General features: G+C 45.8%; 14 protein-coding genes and 1 riboswitch. Of the genes, 9 read left to right on the top strand and 5 right to left on the bottom strand.

Annotated elements, in window-relative coordinates:
• Nucleotides 1–102 precede the first annotated feature (102 nt).
• The 3 genes from R50345_RS27565 (at nucleotide 103) to R50345_RS27550 (ending at nucleotide 6,196) form a co-directional block, all read left to right on the top strand.
• Complete coding sequence (locus R50345_RS27565) at nucleotides 103–1,257, top strand: cation:proton antiporter (protein WP_042131291.1); 1,155 nt, start codon at nucleotides 103–105, stop codon at nucleotides 1,255–1,257.
• Nucleotides 1,258–1,351: 94 nt separating this feature from the next.
• Nucleotides 1,352–2,910 (top strand): IS3 family transposase gene (locus tag R50345_RS31020; protein WP_139328618.1). Its coding sequence is split into 2 segments (ribosomal slippage): nucleotides 1,352–1,985 and nucleotides 1,985–2,910, totalling 1,560 coding nucleotides; the frame shifts between segments, so codons are not numbered across the junction.
• Nucleotides 2,911–3,181: 271 nt separating this feature from the next.
• Nucleotides 3,182–6,196: an efflux RND transporter permease subunit gene (locus tag R50345_RS27550; protein WP_042131290.1), complete on the top strand. Its 3,015-nt coding sequence runs from the start codon at nucleotides 3,182–3,184 to the stop codon at nucleotides 6,194–6,196.
• Between the two features lie 335 nt (nucleotides 6,197–6,531).
• Here the strand turns inward: R50345_RS27550 and gcvPB are convergent, their stop codons facing one another.
• From gcvPB to gcvT, 3 genes are all read right to left on the bottom strand, one after another.
• Entirely contained in the window at nucleotides 6,532–7,992 is a 1,461-nt protein-coding gene (gene gcvPB, locus R50345_RS27545) for an aminomethyl-transferring glycine dehydrogenase subunit GcvPB (RefSeq protein WP_042131289.1), read from the bottom strand.
• Nucleotides 7,989–9,341, bottom strand: a complete 1,353-nt coding sequence (gene gcvPA, locus R50345_RS27540) for an aminomethyl-transferring glycine dehydrogenase subunit GcvPA (protein WP_042131288.1) — start codon at nucleotides 9,339–9,341, stop codon at nucleotides 7,989–7,991. Before gcvPA ends, gcvPB begins: the two co-directional genes overlap by 4 nt.
• Nucleotides 9,342–9,448: 107 nt before the next feature.
• Nucleotides 9,449–10,561: a glycine cleavage system aminomethyltransferase GcvT gene (gene gcvT / locus R50345_RS27535; RefSeq protein ID WP_042131287.1), complete on the bottom strand. Its 1,113-nt coding sequence runs from the start codon at nucleotides 10,559–10,561 to the stop codon at nucleotides 9,449–9,451.
• Nucleotides 10,562–10,747: 186 nt separating this feature from the next.
• A riboswitch (glycine riboswitch) is annotated at nucleotides 10,748–10,845 on the bottom strand.
• Between the two features lie 277 nt (nucleotides 10,846–11,122).
• Here gcvT and gcvH point away from each other — a divergent pair.
• Entirely contained in the window at nucleotides 11,123–11,515 is a 393-nt protein-coding gene (gene gcvH, locus R50345_RS27530; RefSeq protein ID WP_042131286.1) for a glycine cleavage system protein GcvH, read from the top strand.
• A 467-nt stretch (nucleotides 11,516–11,982) separates the two neighbouring features.
• Here the strand turns inward: gcvH and R50345_RS27525 are convergent, their stop codons facing one another.
• Together R50345_RS27525 and R50345_RS27520 are read right to left on the bottom strand one after the other, a co-directional pair.
• Nucleotides 11,983–12,822 carry a flagellar motor protein MotB gene (locus R50345_RS27525; RefSeq protein ID WP_042131285.1) on the bottom strand — a complete coding sequence of 280 codons (840 nt, stop codon included), beginning with the start codon at nucleotides 12,820–12,822 and terminating at the stop codon, nucleotides 11,983–11,985.
• Complete coding sequence (locus R50345_RS27520) at nucleotides 12,819–13,601, bottom strand: flagellar motor protein (RefSeq protein WP_042131284.1); 783 nt, start codon at nucleotides 13,599–13,601, stop codon at nucleotides 12,819–12,821. The genes R50345_RS27525 and R50345_RS27520 overlap by 4 nt, the downstream gene beginning before the upstream one ends.
• Nucleotides 13,602–13,878: 277 nt before the next feature.
• Between R50345_RS27520 and uvrB the strand changes: the two genes are divergently transcribed.
• From uvrB to R50345_RS27495, 5 genes are all read left to right on the top strand, one after another.
• Complete coding sequence (uvrB, locus tag R50345_RS27515) at nucleotides 13,879–15,870, top strand: excinuclease ABC subunit UvrB (protein WP_042131282.1); 1,992 nt, start codon at nucleotides 13,879–13,881, stop codon at nucleotides 15,868–15,870.
• A 437-nt stretch (nucleotides 15,871–16,307) separates the two neighbouring features.
• Entirely contained in the window at nucleotides 16,308–19,181 is a 2,874-nt protein-coding gene (uvrA, locus tag R50345_RS27510) for an excinuclease ABC subunit UvrA (protein ID WP_042131280.1), read from the top strand.
• An 840-nt stretch (nucleotides 19,182–20,021) separates the two neighbouring features.
• On the top strand, nucleotides 20,022–20,231 hold the full coding sequence (locus R50345_RS27505) for a DUF2759 family protein (RefSeq protein ID WP_042131279.1): 210 nt from the start codon (nucleotides 20,022–20,024) through the stop codon (nucleotides 20,229–20,231).
• Between the two features lie 129 nt (nucleotides 20,232–20,360).
• On the top strand, nucleotides 20,361–21,491 hold the full coding sequence (locus tag R50345_RS27500) for a S1C family serine protease (protein ID WP_052414756.1): 1,131 nt from the start codon (nucleotides 20,361–20,363) through the stop codon (nucleotides 21,489–21,491).
• 28 nt (nucleotides 21,492–21,519) lie between these two features.
• Complete coding sequence (locus R50345_RS27495; RefSeq protein WP_042131278.1) at nucleotides 21,520–23,433, top strand: stalk domain-containing protein; 1,914 nt, start codon at nucleotides 21,520–21,522, stop codon at nucleotides 23,431–23,433.
• Nucleotides 23,434–23,536: the final 103 nt, after the last annotated feature.

Here is a 23,536-nt window from a genome sequence, read left to right as displayed (position 1 = left end):
TTTTTTGGAGGAGCCTGTCAACAAGGGCTCCTCTTTGTCTTTTTTTGGCTTGGGATGTCCCTGGTTGGCAGTTCTTATATACAACAAGGGAGTGGATGAAACATGGAGTTTGTGCTATATCTTATGCTGATTATACTATTCACCAAGCTAGCTGGTGATTTATCTGTGCGACTGGGACAACCGTCGGTACTGGGTAAGTTAATTGTCGGTATTATACTGGGCCCTGCCGTACTGGGATGGATTCAGAATGGAGAGTTTATTCATTATTTTTCGGAGATCGGTGTTCTATTATTAATGTTTATCGCTGGGCTTGAGACGGATCTGGATCAACTGCGCAAAAACTGGAAATCAGCTTTCGCAGTAGCCGTCGGAGGTATTATTTTACCTTTTCTAGGTGGATTCGCCATTGGAGAAATGTTTGGTTTTGCTTATCATAATGCTATGTTTATGGGCGTCATTCTTAGTGCAACATCGGTCAGCATATCGGTTCAGGTACTGAAGGATATGAATAAGTTGAATACACGTGAAGGTTCTACCATTCTGGGAGCCGCTGTAGTCGATGATATTCTGGTTGTTATTTTGCTCGCTGTATTAATGAGCTTTTTCGGCACAGGAGAATCAGTGTCCATTGGTCTTTTGATTACGAAAAAAGTATTGTTCTTCGCTGTAGCGCTTGTTGTGGGTTGGTTCGTTGTGCCTCGGGTTATGAAATGGATGGCTCCGCTAAAGGTGACGGAGGCTGTTATCGCAGCGGCGCTAATGATTTGCTTTGCGTTCGCGTATTTTGCTGAAATTATGGGGATGGCAGGCATCATCGGTGCTTTTGCGGCTGGGATTGCTATATCTCAAACCTCTTTTAAACATACGGTGGAAACCAAGCTTGAGCCTATAGCGTACTCGATTTTTGTTCCGGTCTTTTTTGTAAGTATCGGACTTAATGTTTCCTTTGAAGGGGTTGGCAGTCAAATCGGGTTCGTGCTCTTGCTGGCTGTTGTCGCCATTCTGACCAAGTTGTTTGGTGGCGGTCTGGGTGCGCGTCTTACAGGCTTTAATAACCATTCGTCGCTTATTATTGGTTCAGGGATGATTTCGCGGGGTGAGGTTGCGTTGATCATCGCGGCAACAGGTCTGCAAAGCGGCTTGTTACAGCAGCAGTATTTTACTTCCGTAATTATTGTTGTCATTGTAACTACACTTGTAACACCGCCGCTCTTAAAATATATGTTCCGTGATCCAGTACGCGCGGGAGAAAAATAAAAATCATAGCAAAAGGGTGTCCCGAAGTGATATGCTCCCCATATAGTAGACAGGCGAAATAATAAAAACCTGCTGCTGTATGGGGAGTATTTTTATGGAACAAAAGAAGTATACGGCACTCGAAAAATTAACGGTTCTCCAAGAAATTGAACGGGGCGACATTGGTTTGAAAGCTGCGGCCCGAAAGTATGGATTATCCAAAAACTCTATAGTGAAGTGGCGGCAACGTTATCAATTGTATGGGTACGAAGGGCTGGAAGTTCGAAGCCACAACCGTACGTATTCCGCAGAACTTAAACTCCATGCCGTTAAGGATTATCTCGAGGGAGGATTGTCACAAAACCAAATCATCTGCAAGTATAAGATTGCAAGTTCAACCCAACTCGCCAACTGGATTAGGAAGTATAATGGTCATAGCAACAGCTTAACAGCTCATTCAGGAGGATCTAAAGCTATGACCAAAGGACGCGTAACCACTTGGCAGGAACGGATAGATATCGTGCTGTACTGCCTTTCGAACGGAGAAGACTACACGAAGGCGGCAAGCCATTTCCACGTGTCTTACCAACAAATATATAGCTGGGTAAAGAAGTACGAAGCAGGCGGTGAAGAGGCGTTACGTGACGGCAGAGGACGTACTAAAGCGCCCGAAGAACTTACGGAAGCAGCTCGCCACAAACTCGCGATGCAAAAGCTGGAGTACGAGAATGCACGCCTGCGTGCGGAGAATGCTTTTCTAAAAAAGTTAGAGGAACTCGAAAGGAGGAGACGTTAAGAACCATTCGCCAGGAGAACATCTACCTGGCCATTCAAGCCGTTCAACAGGAACAGTCTTGCTCCATTCGACTTATGTGTGACATCGTAGGGATTTCACGGTCAAGTTACTATAAATGGTTGAATCGCAAACCTAGTTCCCGAGAGACCGAAAACGAGAAACTGACAGAGGCTATGCTTCTCTTGTATGAGAAGGTGGAACGAACCTTTGGGTATCGTCAATTGACCCTGCATTTGCGCAGACAAATGAACAAATCTATTAACGCAAAACGAGTATACCGACTCATGAGACGCCAAGGTATCCAGTCTGTCATCCGCAGAAAGAGAAAGAAGTATGTAGGCTCCACGCCTCAGCAGGTCGCGGAGAATGTGCTAAACCGTAATTTTGAGGCGGAAGCTCCAAACCAAAAATGGGTAACGGATGTAACTGAATTCAAATACGGCAAGGGTAAGAAGGCGTATTTAAGTGCAATAAAAGATCTGTATGACAATTCCATTGTTGCTTACGTTCTGGGCCATTCCAATAATAATTCGCTAGTTTTTAACACGCTGGAATTAGCATTACAGGCAGCGCCGGAGAGCCGAACCTTACTCCATAGCGACCGCGGTTTCCAGTATACCTCTCTGCATTTTAAGAAGATGCTGGACGATTCACAACTGAAGCAAAGCATGTCCCGAGTAGGCTGTTGCATTGACAATGGGCCGATGGAATCCTTCTGGGGAACAATGAAATGTGAGAAGTACCACTTACATACCTACCAGACCTTTGAAGAACTCCAAACAGATATTGATACCTACATTCACTTTTACAATAACGAACGGTTACAGGCAAAATTAAACGGCCTCAGTCCCATTGAATTTAGGACTAAGGCCGCTTAAACTACTTTTATTTTTTGTACTGTCTACTTGACGGGGTGCAGTTCAAAGCCATTTACATGGCTCATGGGGCACCCTTTTTTTTTGCAACTCTAACGTCCTGTACTTCGGAAGGAGAAGGTCCCCGCCTTAAGACGGAGTATAAAACCAGCCGTAGGGCTGTTTTGACTTCGGCCAAAAATGTCTAAACTAAATCTCGGGATGGAAAATAATACATAATGAGGCAGTCATAAGAGGAGTACCAGAAATATATGGGGTGGAAGGGGAAACGAAAATGAAATGGTTAACCAAATGGTCGTTCGGTAACAAGGCTGCGGTGGGGCTTTTAGTGGTCATGGCTCTTGTAGTGGGAGGGATGAGCTATACTTCGCTACCGATGGAATTTATGCCGGAGGCAGATAATCCTCAAGTGACTGTTACGGTGCTTGGGCCGGGTCAGGATGCCCATGCGATGGAGACGAAGGTTACGAAGCCGATTGAGGCTGGGGCCGCTTTTGTTAAGGGGAAGAAAGAAATACTGTCCACTTCCGGAGACGGATACGCACAGGTGAATATTTTTTATGATTCAAAAACAAATATGAAGGATGCTGCTGGGGAGGTCCAAAAGGTTGTAGATTCGTTGCAGTTCCCTGAAGGGGTAATGGCGCCTTTTGTACTTCAATTGAATACTTCCATGATTCCAGTGTCACAGGTTACTCTTTCGTTTGACGAAGGTCTGACCAAAGAAAACCTTAAGCTTGCGGAAGAAACGATCATACCGGAAATGCAAAAAGCAGAAGGTGTAGCTAACGTCGCCTTATATGGTAAAGTTACTCCGCAAGTGCGAGTGAAGCTAGATCCAAAATTAATGGCTGAGAAGGGAATTACAACACCTCAAGTCCTAGGGTTACTTCAAGGACGTAATGTCTCAGCATCTCTTGGGGAGCAGACGATTGGTGGCCAGACAGGTAACGTTAACGTGGTTTCGACGATAGATAGTATCGATACGTTAAAAAAACTCCCTGTTTCTGCGGGCGTTAAGCTACAGGATATCGCTGCCGTTGAATTAAAGCAAGATCAAGAAAGCGTTAGCCGCTCGAATGGGAAAGATGTTCTTTTCGCCATAGTGACCAAAGAAGCAAATGCGAATGCAGTGAGTGTTGGAGATCATATTCAGGATACCATAGCTCATATTAACAAAACCATTCCAAACGCGGAAGCAGCGGTGGTATTCAGCACATCAGATATGGTGGTTACTTCAGTGAACAGTATGATGCGTGAAGTATTACTCGGCGCGTTGTTCGCTACGATCGTGATTCTGTTGTTCTTGCGCAACCTGCGGGCAACACTGATTACGGCGGTTTCTATCCCGCTTTCTTTAGCAGTTACCCTATATCTGCTTGATATATCCGGCATAAGTCTGAATATCATTACACTCGGAGGTGTAGCTGTTGCGGTCGGTCGCTTGGTGGATGATAGTATCGTAGTGATCGAGAACATTTACCGTAGGCTGCAAAAAGAACCCTTCTCCCGTGAAATGATTATAAGCGCAACCGGGGAAGTGGCTAGAGCGATTACTTCATCGACGATTGCAACGGTAGCGGTATTTCTGCCGATGGGTCTTCTGCGTGGTAGTTTGCAGGCTTTTCTACTGCCGTTTGCCTTAACGGTCACGTATTCATTGCTAACCTCACTCGTTGTAGCTTTGACGGTGGTTCCGCTGTTAGGCTCATGGCTGCTGAGAAGAACTTCAATGAAAGAGCACGAGCCATCTAAATGGTTCACCCGATTCCTAGATTGGAATCTGCGCCGGAAATGGATCACTTTATCACTAGGTCTTCTTCTTCTGATTGGCTCAATCGCAGCTTATGTAACTATGCCAAAAGGTGCGCTTGATGCTTCAGATGCCAGCTATGTCTCTGTTCAATTAAATTATCCTAAGGATGTCCCTGTTAAAGAGATCTTGGAAAAAGGAAAACAGTTAGAGCAAGATTTGATGAAACAGCCACAAGCGGAAACGGTGATCATGCAGTCAGGGAACAGTGCGGATGCGGCCCAGTGGGGAACTGTCAGCTCGGAGACCTTGGTGGATTATACCGTTGTTATGAAAAAAGGTGCGGATGCTGAGGCGTTCATCAATTATGTTCGTGATGTGAAGGATTCCTACGCTGGAGCAACACTCGTTGCCAACGAGATGAGTATGATGGGTTCAAGCTCTACCAGCGAGTATATTGATATCGTGGGTGATAATCTTACAGATATTACTGCTGTTGCAGCTGAAGTTACGAATAAGTTGAAAACTGTGGAGGGTATTCAGAAGGTCAGCAGCAATATGGAGGATACCAAACCAGTATTTTCATTTAAGGTAGATCCGGCTCAGACAAATGCACAAGAAATTACCATGCAATTGTCGGCTATGCTGAATCCGATCCCTATGGGGCAGATCGAGCTGGACGGTACGCCTGCAGGAGTAGTGTTGGATCCTATGGCTGAGCCGAAGTCGGAGCAGGATTTAAAGGCAATGACGCTTATGACTGCTGAAGGTCCAAAGCCACTGTCCCAACTCGCAACCTATGAGGTTCGGAATGAACCAGCCTTATTGTTCCATAAAGATGGAAAGCCATATGCGAGAATAACAGCGGAAGTTGATCCGAAGAAAGTGTCTGAAATCGGGGCGAGTATTAAAAAGGAAACCGATAGTCTTACCCTTCCAAAGGGTGTGACTCTGTTTGCAGGCGGAGCCTCGGTTGATCAGTCAGAGGATTTCGCTGACCTTGGTATGACAGCGCTGATCTCCATCGGGTTGGTGTATCTGATCCTGGTCCTCACCTTCAAAACCCTTCGTGCTCCGCTGGCAATCATGTTCTCCTTGCCGCTAGCTGCGATTGGTGCGATTGTTGGACTGATTGTATCTGGTGTAACGCCTGACTTTACCGCTTTATTCGGAGCGTTAATGTTGATTGGTATCGTCGTCACGAATGCGATTGTGCTTATCGACCGTATTAAGCAGAATGAAGCGCATATGAGTATTCGCGAAGCGATTTTGGAAGCGGCCGGAACACGGATGCGTCCGATTCTGATGACAGCTATCGCCACCATTTGCGCCATGACTCCGCTGCTGTTCGGCCATGCCGAGATGGGCAGCATCGTCTCACAAAGCTTGGCGATTGTAGTCATCGGCGGTTTAACTGCGGCAACACTGCTTACGCTGGTTGTAGTTCCAGCGATTTACGAACTGTTCTACTTCCGTAAATCTGCTAAGGAGCGCAAAGGCGTGGTGAAAGCTGAAACTCCGACGCATGGTGCGTAATATCGATTAGAGGAATAGGGTGTCCCAACGGCTATGATAAGGCTGTTGGGATGTTCCTGTTTATGAACTCTTCTCGGAACGAAGTGTGAATCATGGCTCTTTTTGTTGCTCCAATGATGCATCGGACTCAGGAGTCCGATAGTAACTCAATAAGCCAGTAAATGGACGAATAGCATCTGCTGGGTCCTAAAGGCACTTCAGGTAAATCTGATCCACGCCGTTGTTCCTTACTATTAGGACAAGAATGCTATCTGATAAAAGATAAACAAGGCTGAAGCCAGGTGTTAAACACCTGGCTTCAGCCTTGTTTATTGTTACTTGTTAATATAGAGAACTTAACCGCAAGAACAATTTAATACCGGTTTACGAGCTGCCTGTGTCTCATCCAATCGGCTGATCTCTGTGGTATGCGGTGCGTTGATTACGATTTCCGGTGTCTCCTGCGCTTCTTTCACGATCTGGATCATCGTATCGATGAAGCCATCGAGCGTTTCTTTGCTTTCGGTTTCCGTCGGTTCGATCATCATGCATTCCTCTACCGTCAATGGGAAGTACACGGTTGGCGGGTGGTAGCCGAAGTCGAGTAATCGTTTGGCAACATCCAAGGTGCGAACGCCATATTGCTTGAGATTTTTGCCGGACATTACGAATTCATGCTTACATACACCCGGATATGGGATTTCAAAATATGGCGCCAGGCGATGCATCATATAGTTCGCATTCAGCACAGCATTTTCCGATACCTCACGCAGTCCGTCTGGACCATAGGTACGGATATAGGCGTAGGCACGAACGAGAATACCAAAGTTTCCGTAAAAAGCTTTCACGCGTCCAATGGATTCAGGTCCGCCGAAGTCGAGTGAGAAGCTGCTATCTTCGTTTTTCACCACAGTTGGTTGTGGTAGGAACGGAATCAGAATGGATTTTACACCTACAGGTCCGGCTCCAGGGCCACCGCCGCCATGCGGGGTACTCATTGTCTTATGCAAGTTCAAATGCACAACGTCAAAGCCCATGTCACCTGGACGGGTGATGCCCATAATAGCATTGGAGTTGGCTCCATCGTAATAGAGTAAGCCGCCTGCTTCATGCACGATCTCAGCAATCTCGACGATTTGGGTCTCGAACAAGCCGAGTGTGCTTGGGTTAGTCAGCATCAGGGCGGCTGTATCGCTGCCGACCGCTGCTTTCAGTGCTTCAAGATCAACCATCCCTTTATCCGTGGAAGGGATCGTAATCGTTTCAAGTCCTGCTGCTGAAGCACTGGCAGGGTTGGTGCCATGCGAGGAATCTGGCACAATAACCTTCGTGCGGGTCTCGCCGCGGCTTTCATGGTAGGCGCGGATCATCATGAGACCGGTCCATTCACCATGCGCACCTGCGGCTGGCTGTAAAGATACAGCATCCATGCCGGTTAATGCGGACAAGTCATTTTGCAGGGTATACATTAATTCCAGTGCGCCCTGAATACTTTCTTCCGGTTGATACGGGTGGATTTTAGCTAGGCCTACGATGCGTGCAACATCTTCGTTAATCTTCGGGTTGTATTTCATCGTACACGAACCTAGCGGATAGAAGCCATTGTCTACACCGAAGTTACGGCGTGAAAGCGAAGTGTAGTGGCGAATGACATCCACTTCCGATACTTCTGGGAGTACGACGGGTTCACTACGTAGCAGGTTTTGCGGAATGAGCGTTTCAATGCTCTCTTCCTGCGGCACATCGCAAAGTGGCAAGGAATAGGCCGAACGGCCGGGACGACTTAATTCAAAAATTAGACTTTGCTCCGGTTTCATAAACAGCCCTCCAGTGCGCTAGCGAATTGATCGATTTCGTTTTTGCTTCTTTTTTCCGTAACGGCTATCAGCATTTGTCCAGAAAGTTCAGGATAATCACGGCCCAGATCATAACCGCCGAGATAACCTTCCTTCAGCAGCTTGGAATTAATTGCGCTCACGCTACTTCCTTCAGGAAGCTTCACGACAAACTCGTTAAAGAATGGGGAGGAGAAGGTAAGCTCAGTACCTGTTAGTCTGCTAAGTTTATTAGCGGCGTAATGGCTTTTGCGAATGTTCAACTCACCAACTTCACGCATACCTTCTTTGCCCATAACGGACAAATAGACGGATGCGCAAAGAGCTAGCAGCGCCTGATTGGAGCAAATGTTCGATGTCGCTTTTTCACGGCGAATATGCTGTTCGCGAGCTTGAAGTGTCAGAACGAAGCCGCGTTTACCGTTACGGTCAACGGTTTGACCGACGATACGGCCCGGCATACGGCGCATCAAATGTTCCGCTACGGCGAAGAATCCACAAGTTGGACCACCGAGGGAGGCTGGAATACCGAGTGGCTGAGCATCACCGACTACGATGTCGGCTCCAAGCTTACCCGGTGTTTCAAGTACGCCAAGAGCAATCGGATTTGCACTGACGACGAACAATCCTTTAACCGCATGGATTAGCGGCTCAACGGAGCTTAGGTCTTCGATGCAGCCAAAGAAGTTAGGCGATTGCATCAGTACTGCAGCGGTATCTCCATCAATGGCTTCAGCAAGCATCGCCTGATCGGTAACTCCGTCTTTATAGTCAATCTCCACCACTTCAAGACCCCAGGCATTAGCCGATGTGCGTAGTACTTGACGTGCTTCAGGATGAACGGTGCGGGAGACGATTATTTTTTTGCGTTTGGTAGCACCAGCTGCGAGGACGGCTGCTTCGGATAATGCGGTTGCGCCATCATACATACTGGCATTAGCTACTTTCATACCGGTTAGTTCACAAATATAGGATTGGAATTCGAAGATCGCTTGCAGCTCACCTTGGCTGATCTCCGGTTGATAAGGAGTGTAGGCAGTGTAGAATTCAGAACGGGAAATGACATGGTTGATCACCACAGGGATGTGATGGTCATATAATCCGGCGCCGAGGAAGCTGGCGTGAGAATCAAAGTCGGCATTTCGGTCAGCCAGACCTTTCATGTGACGAAGCAGGGCGTATTCATCGAGTGGTTCAGACATCGGCATAGTGCCTTGATAACGGACGGCTTCAGGAATATCGGAGAACAGCTCATCTATGGACTGAATCCCGACGGCTTCCATCATCTCTTCGCGGTCCTGTGCAGTCATGGGCAGATAACGGTGCTTCATTAAGGTTTCACTCCTTGGCTTTTTTTAAAATATAAGAAAGTACAATTTTCAGGCTATACTTTATCCTTCTATTTCTCGCTTAAAAGTTCACCGTCCTTATATGGACGCTAAAGACGTTTATACTTGTAAAAAGGGGCCTTAATCACGACAGCCTTAAGCTGTTTGCCGCGGATCTCTACGTAAACCTCTGTGCCTATTTCACTATAAGCTGTATCAAGCAGAGCCAATCCCAAGTTACGCTTCAACGTTGGCGATTGTGTTCCGGTTGTGACCTCTCCGATTTTAACGCCGTCTGCATAGACGGGGTAATGGGAGCGCGGAATACCTCGATCAATCATTTCCAGGCCGACAAGGCGGCGGGGAAGACCGGCTTCTTTTTGCTGCACTAACGCATCACGACCGATGAAGTCTGCTTTGTCTAGTTTCACGAAGAACTGCAATCCTGCTTCAAGCGGCGTGATATCAGCTGACAGTTCTTGACCGTACAGCGGCAATTTCGCTTCAAAACGCAGGGTATCCCGTGCGCCCAGGCCAGCAGGTGTTAATCCATGAGGAGCACCCGCAGCAAGAAGCCCGTTCCATAATGCTCCTGCACCATCCAGCGAAGCGTAGATTTCGAAGCCATCTTCACCGGTATAACCTGTACGGGAGATCAATACTTCTACACCGCAGACGGTAGCGTGTTCGATGAAGTGGAAAGGCTTGAGGGCTGAGATAGGAGCATCAGTAACTTTCGCGAGTATAGTCTCTGCCAGCGGACCTTGCAAGGCAAGTAAAAGCGTCTCGTCGGAGACATTAGTGAGTGTGACTTCACCGAATTCAGAGGTCAGATGCTCCTGTAGCCACTGAAAGTCCTTATCGATGTTGGAGGCATTAACGACGAGCATATAACGACCCTCGCTTAGTCGATACACGAGTAAATCGTCTACAACTCCGCCGTTTGGATAACAGAGCAGCGTATATTGTGCCGCACCATCGGTGAGGCGGCTGACAGCGTTAGTCGTCATCTTTTGCAAAAAGGCTTCTGCACCGCTCCCGATCACCATGAATTCACCCATATGCGATACATCGAACAGTCCAGCCTGCTGGCGAACGGCTTCATGCTCCTTCACGATACCTGTAAATTGTACTGGCAGCTCCCAGCCGCCAAAATCAATGCATCTGGATTCCGCATAAGCGGAATAGAGCTCATAAAAAGGCGTTCTTTTCAAAGCATCCATGTCGTCACTCCCCTTGATCTGATTACATACGAAAAAAGGACAGGCAGAAGCAATCATGCATAAATGCACTAATCGCTTTCTGCTCTGTCCTTTGTACCTGAGAGTTACCCTGCGTAACTAACCTGCAAGTTTCCCCGTTGGTGACCTGACGCACCTTCGCCCTGCGTCTGATGCTCTCCAGAGATACGTCCGACAAAGGTCCTTTTGCCTGAGAGATTCACCCTGTTAGGGTTTACTCCTTCGGCGCCGTCTTCAAGTGAGACAGTCTCTCCCTATGCCATCATCCGCAACTGTATTTGTTTCAAATATAAGAAAGTATATGTTTCACATTATACATTATCCTTATATTTCTTCGAGAAACGGTTATCGTCTATAAAAAGACGACAACGTCGTTTCTTCTTGTATGTCTCCATTAAACGGGTATAGGAGGGCGCTGTCAACAAGAAAAAGTCAAAAAAACGACAAATTTATTTTACTGTTAGTAATATTGACATTATGCTCTGGGATCACTTAGGCTATAACTAAATTTAGAATTCCAATTTGGAAATGAGGCGGCTTGAAATGAGTGAAGTTTTAGATAACCTTCTTTACAGCGAAGAGCATGAGTGGGCACAGCAAGTGGAAGGACGCGTAGTACGTGTTGGGATTACGGATCATGCTCAGCATTTGTTAGGCGATATCGTATTTGTGGAATTTCCAGAAGTGGGCTCGGCCATTTCAGCCGGTGACAGCGTAGGTAGTATCGAATCCGTTAAGACTGTATCGGAATTGTATTCACCCGTCTCTGGGACGGTTACCAAGATTAATGACGGATTAGAAGCAAGTCCAGAGCTGATCAATGATAAGCCGTATGGCGAAGGTTGGATTTTTGAAATTGAAGTAGACGGAGAGTATGCCGATGCTGTAAAAGGTCTGCTTGATGCAGCCGGATACCGAGCATTGGTAGGAGAGTAATTAAGGTTTTTCACTGTATATTAATTTCATTGCGTGTGATTTTTGTAGCAGCAAGTTTCTGTGATTTGGGGACTTGCTGTTTGGTGTTTCTTATGGGAGCTTCGGATAACTTTGTGTTAGATCTTCGATTCTGTTGGAAATTGTGGAAATTTTCTTGGAATCAAATTTACTGATATGAAATGAGGGAAAACCTCCCTGATTTTAGACGTTTTTAGCGCGAAAATATGATTTTTAGGGAATTCCTCCTTAAAATTCTCGGTAAAACCACTATTTCCGACGAAAAAGAGTAATAATCGGGGAGGAATTCCCTAATTACGCGCCTGAATAAGATAATAAGTAAATAATTAGGGAGGTTTTCCGTATTTAGTGTGGCGGTTCTATTATGGTAGTGTTTTTAAGCAGTTTCTGAATTGTTATTATGCTGCAATTTTTAACGCTTAATTATCAATAATTGATTAGTTCTAAACTTACTCACCTTCTTGAAGCTGCCGCAGCACAATGATCTCTACACGGCGGTTCTTTTGCTTACCTGCTGCTGATATGTTTTCCGCTGTGGGCTGGGTATCAGCATAACCCGCGTATTGAAAATTGTCGGGATTCAACCCCTCATGATCTAAGAAAAAGCGCAGCACTGACAGCGCACGAGCACCTGATAGCTCCCAGTTGTCGTTGTAGTGCGAAGCCGAAGATACTGGCGTATTATCGGTATGTCCTTCAATGCTAATCTTTGCGCCGATGTCTTTGAATAAACCAGACAACTGCTGAAGGGCAGGATAGGCTGGAGATTTCAAATTAGCTTTACCCGCATCAAAGAGAAAACGGTCACTGAGGGTGATTTCTATCCCTTGTGGTTTGTCAGCAACAAATATTTGTTCTCCGAGATTATTTGCCTCGACATATTGGGTGATCACACCCATTAATTCAGCAAGCTTTGCCTCTTGTTCTCGAAATGCCAGCTCACGTGCCGAAGGTGCTTCGTTCTCCGTTTGTTCAGCAGATCCATCATTCGGTCTCGCAGTTGCAGCTGCGTTCCTACCATTCCCGTCCACACTGTTCTGTCTGCTCTCAGTTGTCTTCCCGGCATCTAAAATGCCATTCCCACCGTCAAGAACAGTGCTTCCAGACTTGAAGGTCTCGGATAACGAACCCGTCACAATATTATATTTGTCCGTGTCCAGGCTGCTCATCGCATACAATATAACGAAAAATATAAGCAAAAGTGTAATTAGATCAGCATAAGTAATCATCCAGCGGTCGCGGCTTTCCCGAGTCTCTACACGCCGCTTTCGCCGGTCTCTTTGTCTCATAGAAGACCTCTAGTTTCTGCGCGGTCATTCGTGTCCGTGTCTGAGATGAATGAGTTTAGTTTTTTACGAACGAGCAAGGGGTGATCTCCGTTCTGCAAAGAAAGAATGCCGACAAGCAGCATTTCCATACTATGTAACTCACTTTGACTGCGGGATTTAATTTTGGAAGCGATGGGTAAAAATATTAAATTAGCGATAGCGACACCGTACAGTGTTGCGGTAAATGCAACTGCGATAGAAGTGCCCAGATTTGAAGGGTCTGTAAGGTTGCCTAGCACACGAATGAGACCCATCACCGTCCCGATAATTCCCATTGTAGGAGCATACCCACCAGCGGCTTCAAAAATTTTGGCGTAGCTCTCATGCTTCAATTCCTTAGCGTCCATTTCCAGTTCAAGAATTTGCCTAACCTGTTCAGGGTCAGTGCCGTCGACAATCAGAAGTAGACCTTCGCGTGTAAAAGGATCTGGATGTATTTCTGCTTGTTTTTCTAACATTAACACACCGCCGCGACGCGCCACGGTTGCCATTGAAATGAGTTCTTCTGCTTTTTCTAAATCACGATCAGGGTTGCTGCCGAAGGCCATGCGCAGTGCTGTTGGGATGGAGCGTAGCTTAGATGCCGGGAAACTGATCATAACGGCGGCAATTGTACCTCCGAAGACAATCAAAGCTGCATTAAGCTGCAGCAGACCTGAGAGGCTTCCGCCTTCCCAGAGATAGCCGCCGATTAACGCAGCCAGTCCAGCCAATAGGCCGATTATTGAGGTGATATCCATGCTTTAAGCTCCTAACATTTCTATGTATTATGGTTTGCATCGATTTCATCAACACTGTATAATGAACGGGAACACATATTCTTATCTTCCATATTTTTTGATTATAAGGAAGTATAAGTTTCACGTTATACTTTAACCCTTATAATTCTCGCACAAACGCTTAACGTCTTTTAGAGACGCCAAAGGCGGTTTAGCTTGCCATCGTATGGAGAGAGAACATTCAGACAACAATTATAATATATTAATCTAGTTTAGACGATAGAGGGGAGACGGGCAAATGAGTGATATTGTCGTCAGTACAAAGACTTTTGAATTGGAGTCCGAGTATACACCCCAGGGCGATCAGCCTCATGCCATAGAGGAATTACTACAAGGCATCCGGCAGGGCAAGAAGCACCAGACGCTGCTGGGCGCGACGGGTACAGGTAAGACGTTTACCGTTGCACAAGTCATTTCCAAATTAAACCGCCCAACGCTAGTTATTGCGCACAACAAGACTTTGGCTGCCCAACTGGCGAGTGAGTTTAAGGAGTTTTTTCCGCATAATTCGGTAGACTATTTCGTCAGCTACTACGACTATTACCAACCAGAGGCGTATATTCCCTCCTCCGATACTTATATCGAGAAAGACTCCAGTATTAATGAAGAGATTGATAAATTGCGCCACTCCGCAACGAGCTCCTTGTTCGAACGGCGTGACGTTATTATTGTGGCGAGTGTGTCTTGTATTTACGGCCTCGGTTCGCCGATGGAATACGGAAGCTTGCTTTTGTCATTGCGGGTAGGGATGGAGAAGCCTCGAAATGAGATTTTGAGCAGACTAGTGGATATCCAGTACCAGCGTAATGATATCAATTTTGTACGCGGAACCTTCCGTGTACGTGGTGATGTGGTTGAGATTTTCCCGGCATCTCAGGGTGAGCATGCCATTCGGGTCGAATTGTTCGGTGATGAAATTGAGCGAATCACTGAGATTGATGTGCTGACGGGTGAACTGATCGGGGAACGCGATCATGTCGCTATTTTTCCGGCGTCTCACTTTGTTACCAAGGAAGAAACGATGCGAGTGGCACTGGTCAACATTGAGAAGGAGTTGGAAGATCGCTTAACAGTCCTTCGTGACGCAGGTAAACTTCTGGAAGCTCAACGTCTGGAGCAGCGAACACGTTATGATATTGAGATGATGAAGGAAGTGGGCTTCTGTTCGGGGATTGAGAACTATTCCGGACCGCTGACCTTCCGTGAACCTGGGGCAACTCCGTATACATTAATGGATTATTTTCCGGATGATATGCTGATCATTATTGATGAGTCCCATGTAACGCTTCCGCAGATTCGGGCGATGTATAACGGTGACCGTGCGCGTAAGACGGTGCTGGTAGAGCATGGTTTCCGTTTGCCATCTGCGCTGGATAACCGTCCACTTCAATTCGAAGAATTCGAAGAAAAGGTGAAGCAAATTATATACGTCTCTGCGACTCCTGGACCCTATGAAATGGAACACTGTGATACTATGGTGCAGCAGATTATCCGGCCAACGGGTCTTTTAGATCCAATCATTGAGGTTCGTCCTACAGAGGGGCAGATCGATGATTTGATCAGTGAAATTCGCGAACGGGTGGAACGGGATGAACGTGTACTCGTCACCACGTTGACGAAGAAGATGTCGGAGGATCTGACGGATTACTTTAAGGAAATAGGAATTAAGGTTCGTTACATGCACTCTGATATCAAAACGCTGGAGCGGATGGCGATCTTACGTGATCTTCGTCTCGGTACATTCCATGTTTTAGTAGGGATTAACCTGCTAAGAGAAGGTCTTGACCTACCAGAAGTATCATTGGTTGCCATACTCGATGCTGATAAAGAGGGCTTCCTTCGTTCCGAACGCTCGCTGATTCAGACGATTGGTCGTGCGGCCCGGAACTCCGAGGGTCGTGTAATCATGTACGGTGATCGAATCACTGATTCGATGGAGAAAGCGATGAGCGAAACATCGCGTCGTCGCGCCATCCAGATCGCCCATAATGAGAAACACGGTATTACCCCAACCACCATTAATAAAAAGGTGCGTGACATCATTGAGGCAACCAAGGTTGCCGAGTCTAAAGCGGATTACCTTACGGGTGTTGGTGGCAAGATGAATAAGAAAGAGAAACAAAGTCTGATTCAGCGTCTGGAAGCTGAGATGAAGGACGCAGCGAAGAACCTGCAATTCGAACGCGCAGCAGAGCTGCGTGACGCATTGCTGGAGCTTCGGGCCGAGTAACAAACGATAAACGCATCACTGATATTTAAAATATGTAATGAACGGTGCTGTCCAGGCCGTTCTTTTTGAATAAATAGATGGACGCGCATCCCAGTGCCCTGTGTAGTTAGCGCATCCCGCAGGGACAGCGTTCCACAGCGCTTCTGGCACTTACGCGCATCCCGTAGGGACAGCGTTCCGCAACGTTATAGCAGTTGCGGTAATCTCGCACTTTCCGCTCTTAGCTAGTGTGCGCCTAACGTCCAAGCGGTCCTCTAGGGATAAGCGATCTGAACGCCGTAGTCACTAAGTCCCGTCCCCCCAACCTCCTTCACCAAAAAATGCGGGTGTCCAGAGGGTGCAACCCTTGGGGTCCTCCCTTGGAAGGGAGGGTTTGGGAGGGATCGAAAACGCTTTTGATAAAGCTTTGATATTAGATTCATTAAGGAGAGGTTCCGTTGGCGAACGATAATATTGTAATTAAAGGCGCGAGGGCGCACAATCTCAAAAACATCGATGTGACGATTCCACGTGACCGTTTCGTCGTGCTGACGGGACTGAGCGGATCAGGTAAGTCGTCGCTTGCATTTGATACCATTTATGCAGAAGGACAACGGCGTTATGTTGAATCTTTGTCCGCTTATGCTCGTCAGTTCCTGGGTCAAATGGAGAAACCGGATGTGGATTCCATAGACGGATTGTCCCCGGCGATCTCTATTGATCAGAAGACAACAAGTCGTAATCCGCGATCTACAGTAGGTACGGTAACTGAGATTTATGACTATCTGCGGTTGCTTTTCGCGCGAATCGGTCACCCTCATTGTCCAGAGCATGGAATTGAGATTACTTCGCAGACCGTTGAACAAATGGTAGACCGGATTATGCAGTATCCAGAGAAGACACGATTGCAGATCCTGGCGCCTATCATTTCAGGACGTAAAGGGGAACATAAGGGGCTCTTCACAGATATCTCCAAGCAAGGCTTCGTACGTGTACGTGTGGATGGACAACTGCGAGATCTGTCTGAAGATATCGAGTTGGAGAAGAATAAAAAACACACTATCGAAGTTGTTGTTGACCGGATTGTCGTTAAAGATGATATGGAGACACGCCTTACAGATTCATTGGAGACGGCCCTGAAGCTTTCGGGTGGTAAAATCCTTGTGGATATTATCGGGCAGGAAGAGCTTCTCTTTAGCTCTAACTTTGCTTGTCCGGTGTGTGGATTCAGTATTGAAGAATTAGCACCGCGTATGTTCTCTTTCAACAGTCCATTCGGAGCCTGCACGGAGTGCGATGGTCTTGGTATGAAAATGGTGGTCGATCCAGACCTGCTTATTCCTGATGCTGAGAAATCTATTGAAGAGGGTGCTTTTTTAGCTTGGACCGGAAGTACCTCCAATTACTATCCGCAATTTCTAAAGTCTGTGTGTGAGCACTTTAATATTCCACAGAACGTTCCAGTGAGCAGTTTATCACCTGATCATATGAATAAACTACTGCATGGTACAGGTAGTGAGAAGGTACGCTTCAAATATGAGAATGATTTTGGACAAAAGAAAGATGCGATGGTTGCTTTTGAAGGGATTATTCCGAATCTGGAGCGTCGTTACCGGGAGACCGCATCTGACGGTATTCGTGAATTTATCGAAGGATTTATGAGTGCTAAGCCTTGTCATGTCTGTAAGGGTAAACGTTTGAAGAAAGAAATTTTAGCGGTTACGATCAACGAACAAAATATTTCGGATATTACCGATCTCTCAATTGGTGACTGTCAGCATTGGTTTGAAGAAATAAAGTTAAGTGAGAAAGAGACAGCTATCGCCAATCTCATTCTTAAAGAAATCTGTAATCGTCTTGGGTTCTTGGTAAATGTCGGATTAGACTATTTGACACTTAGCCGCGCAGCAGGCTCACTATCTGGTGGTGAAGCACAGCGTATCCGGTTGGCGACTCAGATCGGTTCAAGCTTAATGGGTGTATTGTACATTCTGGATGAACCAAGTATTGGACTGCATCAGCGGGATAATGATCGCCTCATCTCAACCCTTGCGCATATGCGTGACTTAGGGAATACGCTGATTGTTGTAGAGCATGACGAAGACACGATGATGGCAGCGGATTATATTATTGATATCGGTCCCGGTGCAGGTATTCATGGTGGACAAGTTATGGCACAAGGGACGCCGGAAGAAATTATGAATGATCCGAATTCCTTAACGGGTGAGTATTTAAGCGGTCGTAAGTTTATTCCGGTAACCGCTAAGCGTCGCGCAACTGATGATCGCTGGATTGAAATCCGTGGTGCTAAAGAGAATAACCTGAAGAATGTGAATGTGAAGATTCCATTAGGTGTTTTTACTGCGGTAACAGGGGTATCGGGTTCGGGTAAATCCTCACTGATTAACGAGATTCTTTATAAGAGCTTGGCGCGTCAATTGAATAAAGCTGTGAAGGTTCGACCTGGTGAGCACAAAGAAATTCGGGGACTGGAAAATCTCGATAAAGTTATTGAAATCGACCAATCACCAATTGGGCGTACACCACGCTCTAACCCAGCAACCTATACGGGTGTATTTGACGACATTCGTGATCTGTTCTCGAAGACAAATGAAGCTAAAGTGCGCGGGTTCCAAAAAGGACGGTTTAGCTTTAACGTAAAAGGCGGACGCTGTGAAGCCTGCCGTGGGGACGGAATTATCAAGATTGAGATGCACTTCTTGCCGGACGTCTATGTTCCTTGCGAAGTATGTAAGGGCAAGCGCTATAACCGGGAAACACTAGAGGTGAAGTATAAAGGGAAGAATATTTCTGATGTGCTGGAGATGACGGTAGAGGATGCTACAGAATTCTTCGTGAATATTCCTCGTATTCATCGTAAAATGCAAACACTGATGGATGTTGGTCTTGGTTACATTAAGATTGGTCAGCCAGGTACTACTTTATCCGGTGGTGAAGCGCAGCGCGTGAAGTTGGCTTCCGAGCTATACCGTCGTAGTACCGGAAAAACACTCTATATTTTGGATGAGCCTACAACAGGCCTGCATGTGGATGACATTGGTCGTTTACTAGAAGTATTACATCGCTTGGTGGATTCCGGAGAATCAGTACTTGTCATTGAGCATAATCTGGATGTTATTAAGACCGCGGACTATCTCATCGATATGGGACCTGAAGGCGGCAGTGGCGGCGGAACTGTGCTGGCAACAGGAACACCAGAGAAGCTTATTACCGTTGCGGAGTCTTACACAGGTAAGTATCTGAAGCCGGTTCTGATTCGTGATACAGAGCGTACCAAAGCTCTTATGCTTGAGACGGCGGAAACCACTTAAGCCATAAACAACTGTATGGTATAACTACCAAATAATAAAGGTCACGGCATTTCGCCGTGGCCTTATTGTTTGTTGTCCAAGATCATTATTTTGGGAAAACAATTGCCAGGTAAAATTACTTCAAGCTTCAAAAACAACTTATCTGAAGTAAGTTTTCTAGTAAATGTTGTACAACTCCTATAAAAAGAAAACTAAATAATAGACGAGATAGGCATATGTAGAGCATGTCCGTCGTAAGATTTAGTGAGGAGCATGCTGTTGCTGTAAGTATACTTAATGGGTAATAGAAGAACAGCAGGTCCAACGGTCCTTTGAAAAAATTATACATTTAACTCTATCAAAAGCTCCGGTTACTAGATTGAGGAAAACCTCCCTAAAAAACTTGATGTTTGCAGCTTTTAAGCTCAAATTAGGGAAAATCCCCCTATTGATCGGGAGGATTTGTTCAATAAGATAGTATTCTCATGATTTTTAAGGAGCAATTCCCTAATCCATAAAAGCTCTAAGCTCTGAAAGCTAAGATTGAAGTTCAAATTAATAATCTTTATCTCATTTCTATGCTGTTAAATCATTTCAAAGACACTAACCAACTTCATTTAATTACCTTTATAGAGCAGAACACAATCTGTCCAGTCTGCGTTGTCCACACAATAAAATACCAAACGTCAATGAACAAAATCATTAATTTATCCGATTTTGCAGTAAAAAAAGATATTTTTTGCGACAAATACATAATTTTTCTACAAAACCTATTGCATCGCCTAAATGGTAGCGATAACATAGAAGAGGATATGGGGAATACTGGATCTTGCTTGACAACATTTTTGAGGAGGTAAGGTAATGCTACTTGCAGAAGTTGCCGCGCAAGGACCGTCTAAATTTCATACCTTTGATGTTTTTATGATTTTATTCACCATCCTAATTTTGGTCGGAGTCATTCGGTTGCTGAGAGCTCCGCAGAAGAACAAGTTCGCCATTGGTTTCGGAGCGGTTAGTTTGCTGGTTTTTATAATCTCTGACTATGCCATGGTGATGCATTGGTTAAGTTAACGAAAGAACTAAACTGAACAGCTTTGCACCAAAAGACTCCTTTAACGCCGTGGGCGCATTGAAGGCGTCTTTTTTCAAATTATATATTGTAAAATTTATCCACGTGCAGAGAGGGTCTGGTGAAGGTCGATGAGGATTGGGGAGAAGCTGGTGAAGAAAGGATTGGGCCTGCTGCTGTGCGGTGTGTTGCTGTCAGGAGTATGGAGTGAGTCGGTTTATGCGTTTGGTAGTGCGGCAAAGACGGTTAGCACGGCGTCGACAGCCCAGAGAAGCAAAATTAAAAATTCGACAGCAGCAGAAGACCTCATACCAGGGATTATTAAAAATGTTACCCCTTCCGTAGTTGGCATTATCGGCAAAGACGATAGTGCTGGGAATAGCGGACCGGATGATCGGTACAATCTGACGCATGGTTCTGGCATTATTGTGAAATCGAACGGCTGGATTGTAACTAATGCACATGTCATCAAGGATCTGCAGAACGCCGTGGTAGTGACGTCGGATTCCAAAACCTACAGCATTAAAGAAACGTATCTCGATGAAGTAAGTGATCTGGCACTGATCAAAATCAATGCCACCTCCCTTATACCTGCAAAGTTTATTCCATCGACCGGCAAAACAGTAGTTGGTGAGAAGGTAGTCGCCATCGGCACACCGATCAGTTTTTCACTAAGGAATTCTGCGACTGTAGGGGTTATAAGTGGTCTTAACCGTGAAGTAGATGCGGCTTATCGTCTGATTCAGAGTGACACAGCGATTAATCCCGGAAATAGCGGAGGTCCGCTAGTGAATATGAAGGGTGAGGTGCTCGGAATAAACAGCTTGAAATACTCAGCGGTGGGTGTGGAGAATATGGGCTTCTCTATTCCGGCAGACACCGTGCAGTATATTATGAACCAGCTTTTTAAGTACGGTGAAGTAAAACACCCGAGTCTTGGACTGGAGTTAGAAGCGAGTTGGTCCTCCATTGTGGGCTTGCCAACGTTTGATCCACTGACCGTAATCAAGGTGGTTTCTCCTGAAGCACTTAAGGCGGGTGTTGCCGAAGACGATGTCTTGTACAGCATTGACGGTCACCGTGTGGTCTCACTAGTTGATATTAATGAATTGTTCAAAAGCTATTCTCCAGGTATGACGGTACGACTGGTTATGCAAAGTGAAGGGGATATCATTATCCGTAAGGTCGTGCTCACTCAGGGTGATCCCCTGTTAAGTGAAGAAGGTTCAGGAACAGATGGGGACGAGCATACGGAAGAATAATCAGGGAAACTCGTGAGGGGGACGGTAAATGGGCTTTAAAGTGTTAAAACAAGGATTGTGTGTGATACTGGCCTTACTATTATTATTTTCTATATTACCCCTACAAACAGCACGGGCAGCAGAAGCAAAGAAACTACAGCTGAGCCTTAAAGTTGGTAGTACATCAGCTACGGTGAATGGAAAAAAGGTGGCTATTGAGCGACCTTTTATAGAGAATGGAACGGTTATGGTTCCGCTTGGGGTTTTTAAAAAGACATTTGGCAGTACGGTTTCCTTAGTGGGAAATGATGTAGTGAAAGTAACGTACGGCTCTCATACAGGGTTGATGACAATGGGTAGTACTAGCGCCTGGAAGGATGAGACTAAAGTTAAACTCACCTCCGCGCCTCGGATGGTTTCAGGTGTGCTAATGGTGCCGCTGCGTTTTGTGGCGAATGTACTGGGTGCAACTCTCTCCCAAGGGAACGGCGGTAAGCTAATAATTACCCTAGTTCCCGCAGACAATGAAGGAGATATACCAGTGGATACGGGGATTGATAGTGATGTGGGGAAGACGCGAATTGGGAACAGCTATTTTCAATGGACACTAAATTATCCGTCTGGACTGATTACTGGAAATAGCGGTGGAGATGAGAGTGTGGCTACCTTTTCGAGTGCTGACAATCTTTATTATTTGGAGATTCATGCAATTGATCAGGCGGTTTCGCTGGATGCAGATGGGCTTCTGGAACAACTAGTTCGGGAAGTCGAGGAAGGTGGGGAGTTGATATTAGATCGGGAGTCGTTCCCCAAGGCCTCTGTGCCCTATGCGCGATTGGTCAGTAAAGATTCCAGCGGAGCACTCTGGGAAAGCAGGTTGATCTATGCAGAAGGTAGACTTTATGAGATTTATTTGACGGATGAAAAAGCCGTTAATTATAAAGACTTAGCTAAGTATTCGGGTTTGCTGAGCTCCTTTCGACCCTCTTTTGACACCAAGGATAACAAGATCCGTGATCTATCTACTGTAAAAAACGGCCTGAGCGAAGCCTACAATGAGGACTACGGCATTTCACTACAGGTTCCTGTTGCTTGGACTAAGGATGACCAGCATTTTTATTATGAAAGCAAACAAGGAAGTCATTTGAGTGTGGCGATTACATCGGCACCTGCTGGTTCCACACTAGAGAGCTGGGCTGAAGAATTGAAGACCAAAACGCAGGAAAACTTTGTAGCGGATGCTTATATTTTTAAGGATAGCAAGAAGTCTGAAATCTCCGGTGTACCTGCGCAAATAGGTGAGACACAGTTGAATTTCGGCAACGGGTGGACGACAGAATATCAGGTAATTGTGCTCAAGAATGGGTTCCGATACTATTTTGAATATGTGACATCTGCTGGACAAGAAGACGATAAGGCCAAATTTAAAGCCATTATAGCCTCAATTGATATTGATTTTGATCACATGAAGGAGAACTTCGGGCGACTCGCTAGCGATGATTATAAGACACTCAAGAATAAAACGATAACCAAAGTATCCAAAAGATACGGCTATGCCATCGATATTCCACGCTTGTGGGCGCCTAATCAAGATGTATTCGAGACACAGTCAGTGGAGTATCGGTTCATCGGAGGACGCTTCCAGATCAGTTCAAAACCTGAGGGCTCCGTGGATTATACGGTTAATGTACTCAAGGATTCTTATCAAAATAAAAATAATGATCCTAAAGGTCCCCGCATTGAAAGTATAGTGGAATCTACCTTTGCAGGTGTTCCTGCTACGATCCTTACTGTGAATCAAATCAAGAATGGTGTGCCTCTCCGCAGTAAGCAAGTTGTTTTCGGTAAAAATGAGGTGGTCTATACGATTACTATTATGCTAAATGATGCCAATGCTACTACAGAACAGCAAGCGCTGCTGGATAAAACACTGCAATCGTTTCGGTTTACGGGGAATGAGTAGTTTAGAGGTGTTTGGAGTTCATGACTAACTAATTGTAGAGTGTAATTCAATTAGACGAGAACGTCCTTGTAGCCAAAATGGCGTGGGGCGTTCTTTTCTTTAT

It is taken from the genome of Paenibacillus sp. FSL R5-0345, from assembly GCF_000758585.1.
Classification (GTDB): domain Bacteria; phylum Bacillota; class Bacilli; order Paenibacillales; family Paenibacillaceae; genus Paenibacillus_AQ.
The sequence above is the reverse complement of the archived record's forward strand: the minus strand, read 5'-3'. Positions and strand labels throughout refer to the sequence as shown.

Bases quoted from the DNA above. Each gene is read 5' to 3' on its own strand.
- R50345_RS27565 (WP_042131291.1), top strand. From the start codon at position 103: ATGGAGTTTGTGCTATATCTTATGCTGATTATACTATTCACCAAGCTA.
- R50345_RS27550 (WP_042131290.1), top strand. From the start codon at position 3,182: ATGAAATGGTTAACCAAATGGTCGTTCGGTAACAAGGCTGCGGTGGGG.
- gcvPB (WP_042131289.1), bottom strand. From the start codon at position 7,992: ATGAAACCGGAGCAAAGTCTAATTTTTGAATTAAGTCGTCCCGGCCGT.
- gcvPA (WP_042131288.1), bottom strand. From the start codon at position 9,341: ATGAAGCACCGTTATCTGCCCATGACTGCACAGGACCGCGAAGAGATG.
- gcvT (WP_042131287.1), bottom strand. From the start codon at position 10,561: ATGGATGCTTTGAAAAGAACGCCTTTTTATGAGCTCTATTCCGCTTAT.
- gcvH (WP_042131286.1), top strand. From the start codon at position 11,123: ATGAGTGAAGTTTTAGATAACCTTCTTTACAGCGAAGAGCATGAGTGG.
- R50345_RS27525 (WP_042131285.1), bottom strand. From the start codon at position 12,822: ATGAGACAAAGAGACCGGCGAAAGCGGCGTGTAGAGACTCGGGAAAGC.
- R50345_RS27520 (WP_042131284.1), bottom strand. From the start codon at position 13,601: ATGGATATCACCTCAATAATCGGCCTATTGGCTGGACTGGCTGCGTTA.
- uvrB (WP_042131282.1), top strand. From the start codon at position 13,879: ATGAGTGATATTGTCGTCAGTACAAAGACTTTTGAATTGGAGTCCGAG.
- R50345_RS27505 (WP_042131279.1), top strand. From the start codon at position 20,022: ATGCTACTTGCAGAAGTTGCCGCGCAAGGACCGTCTAAATTTCATACC.
- R50345_RS27500 (WP_052414756.1), top strand. From the start codon at position 20,361: ATGAGGATTGGGGAGAAGCTGGTGAAGAAAGGATTGGGCCTGCTGCTG.
- R50345_RS27495 (WP_042131278.1), top strand. From the start codon at position 21,520: ATGGGCTTTAAAGTGTTAAAACAAGGATTGTGTGTGATACTGGCCTTA.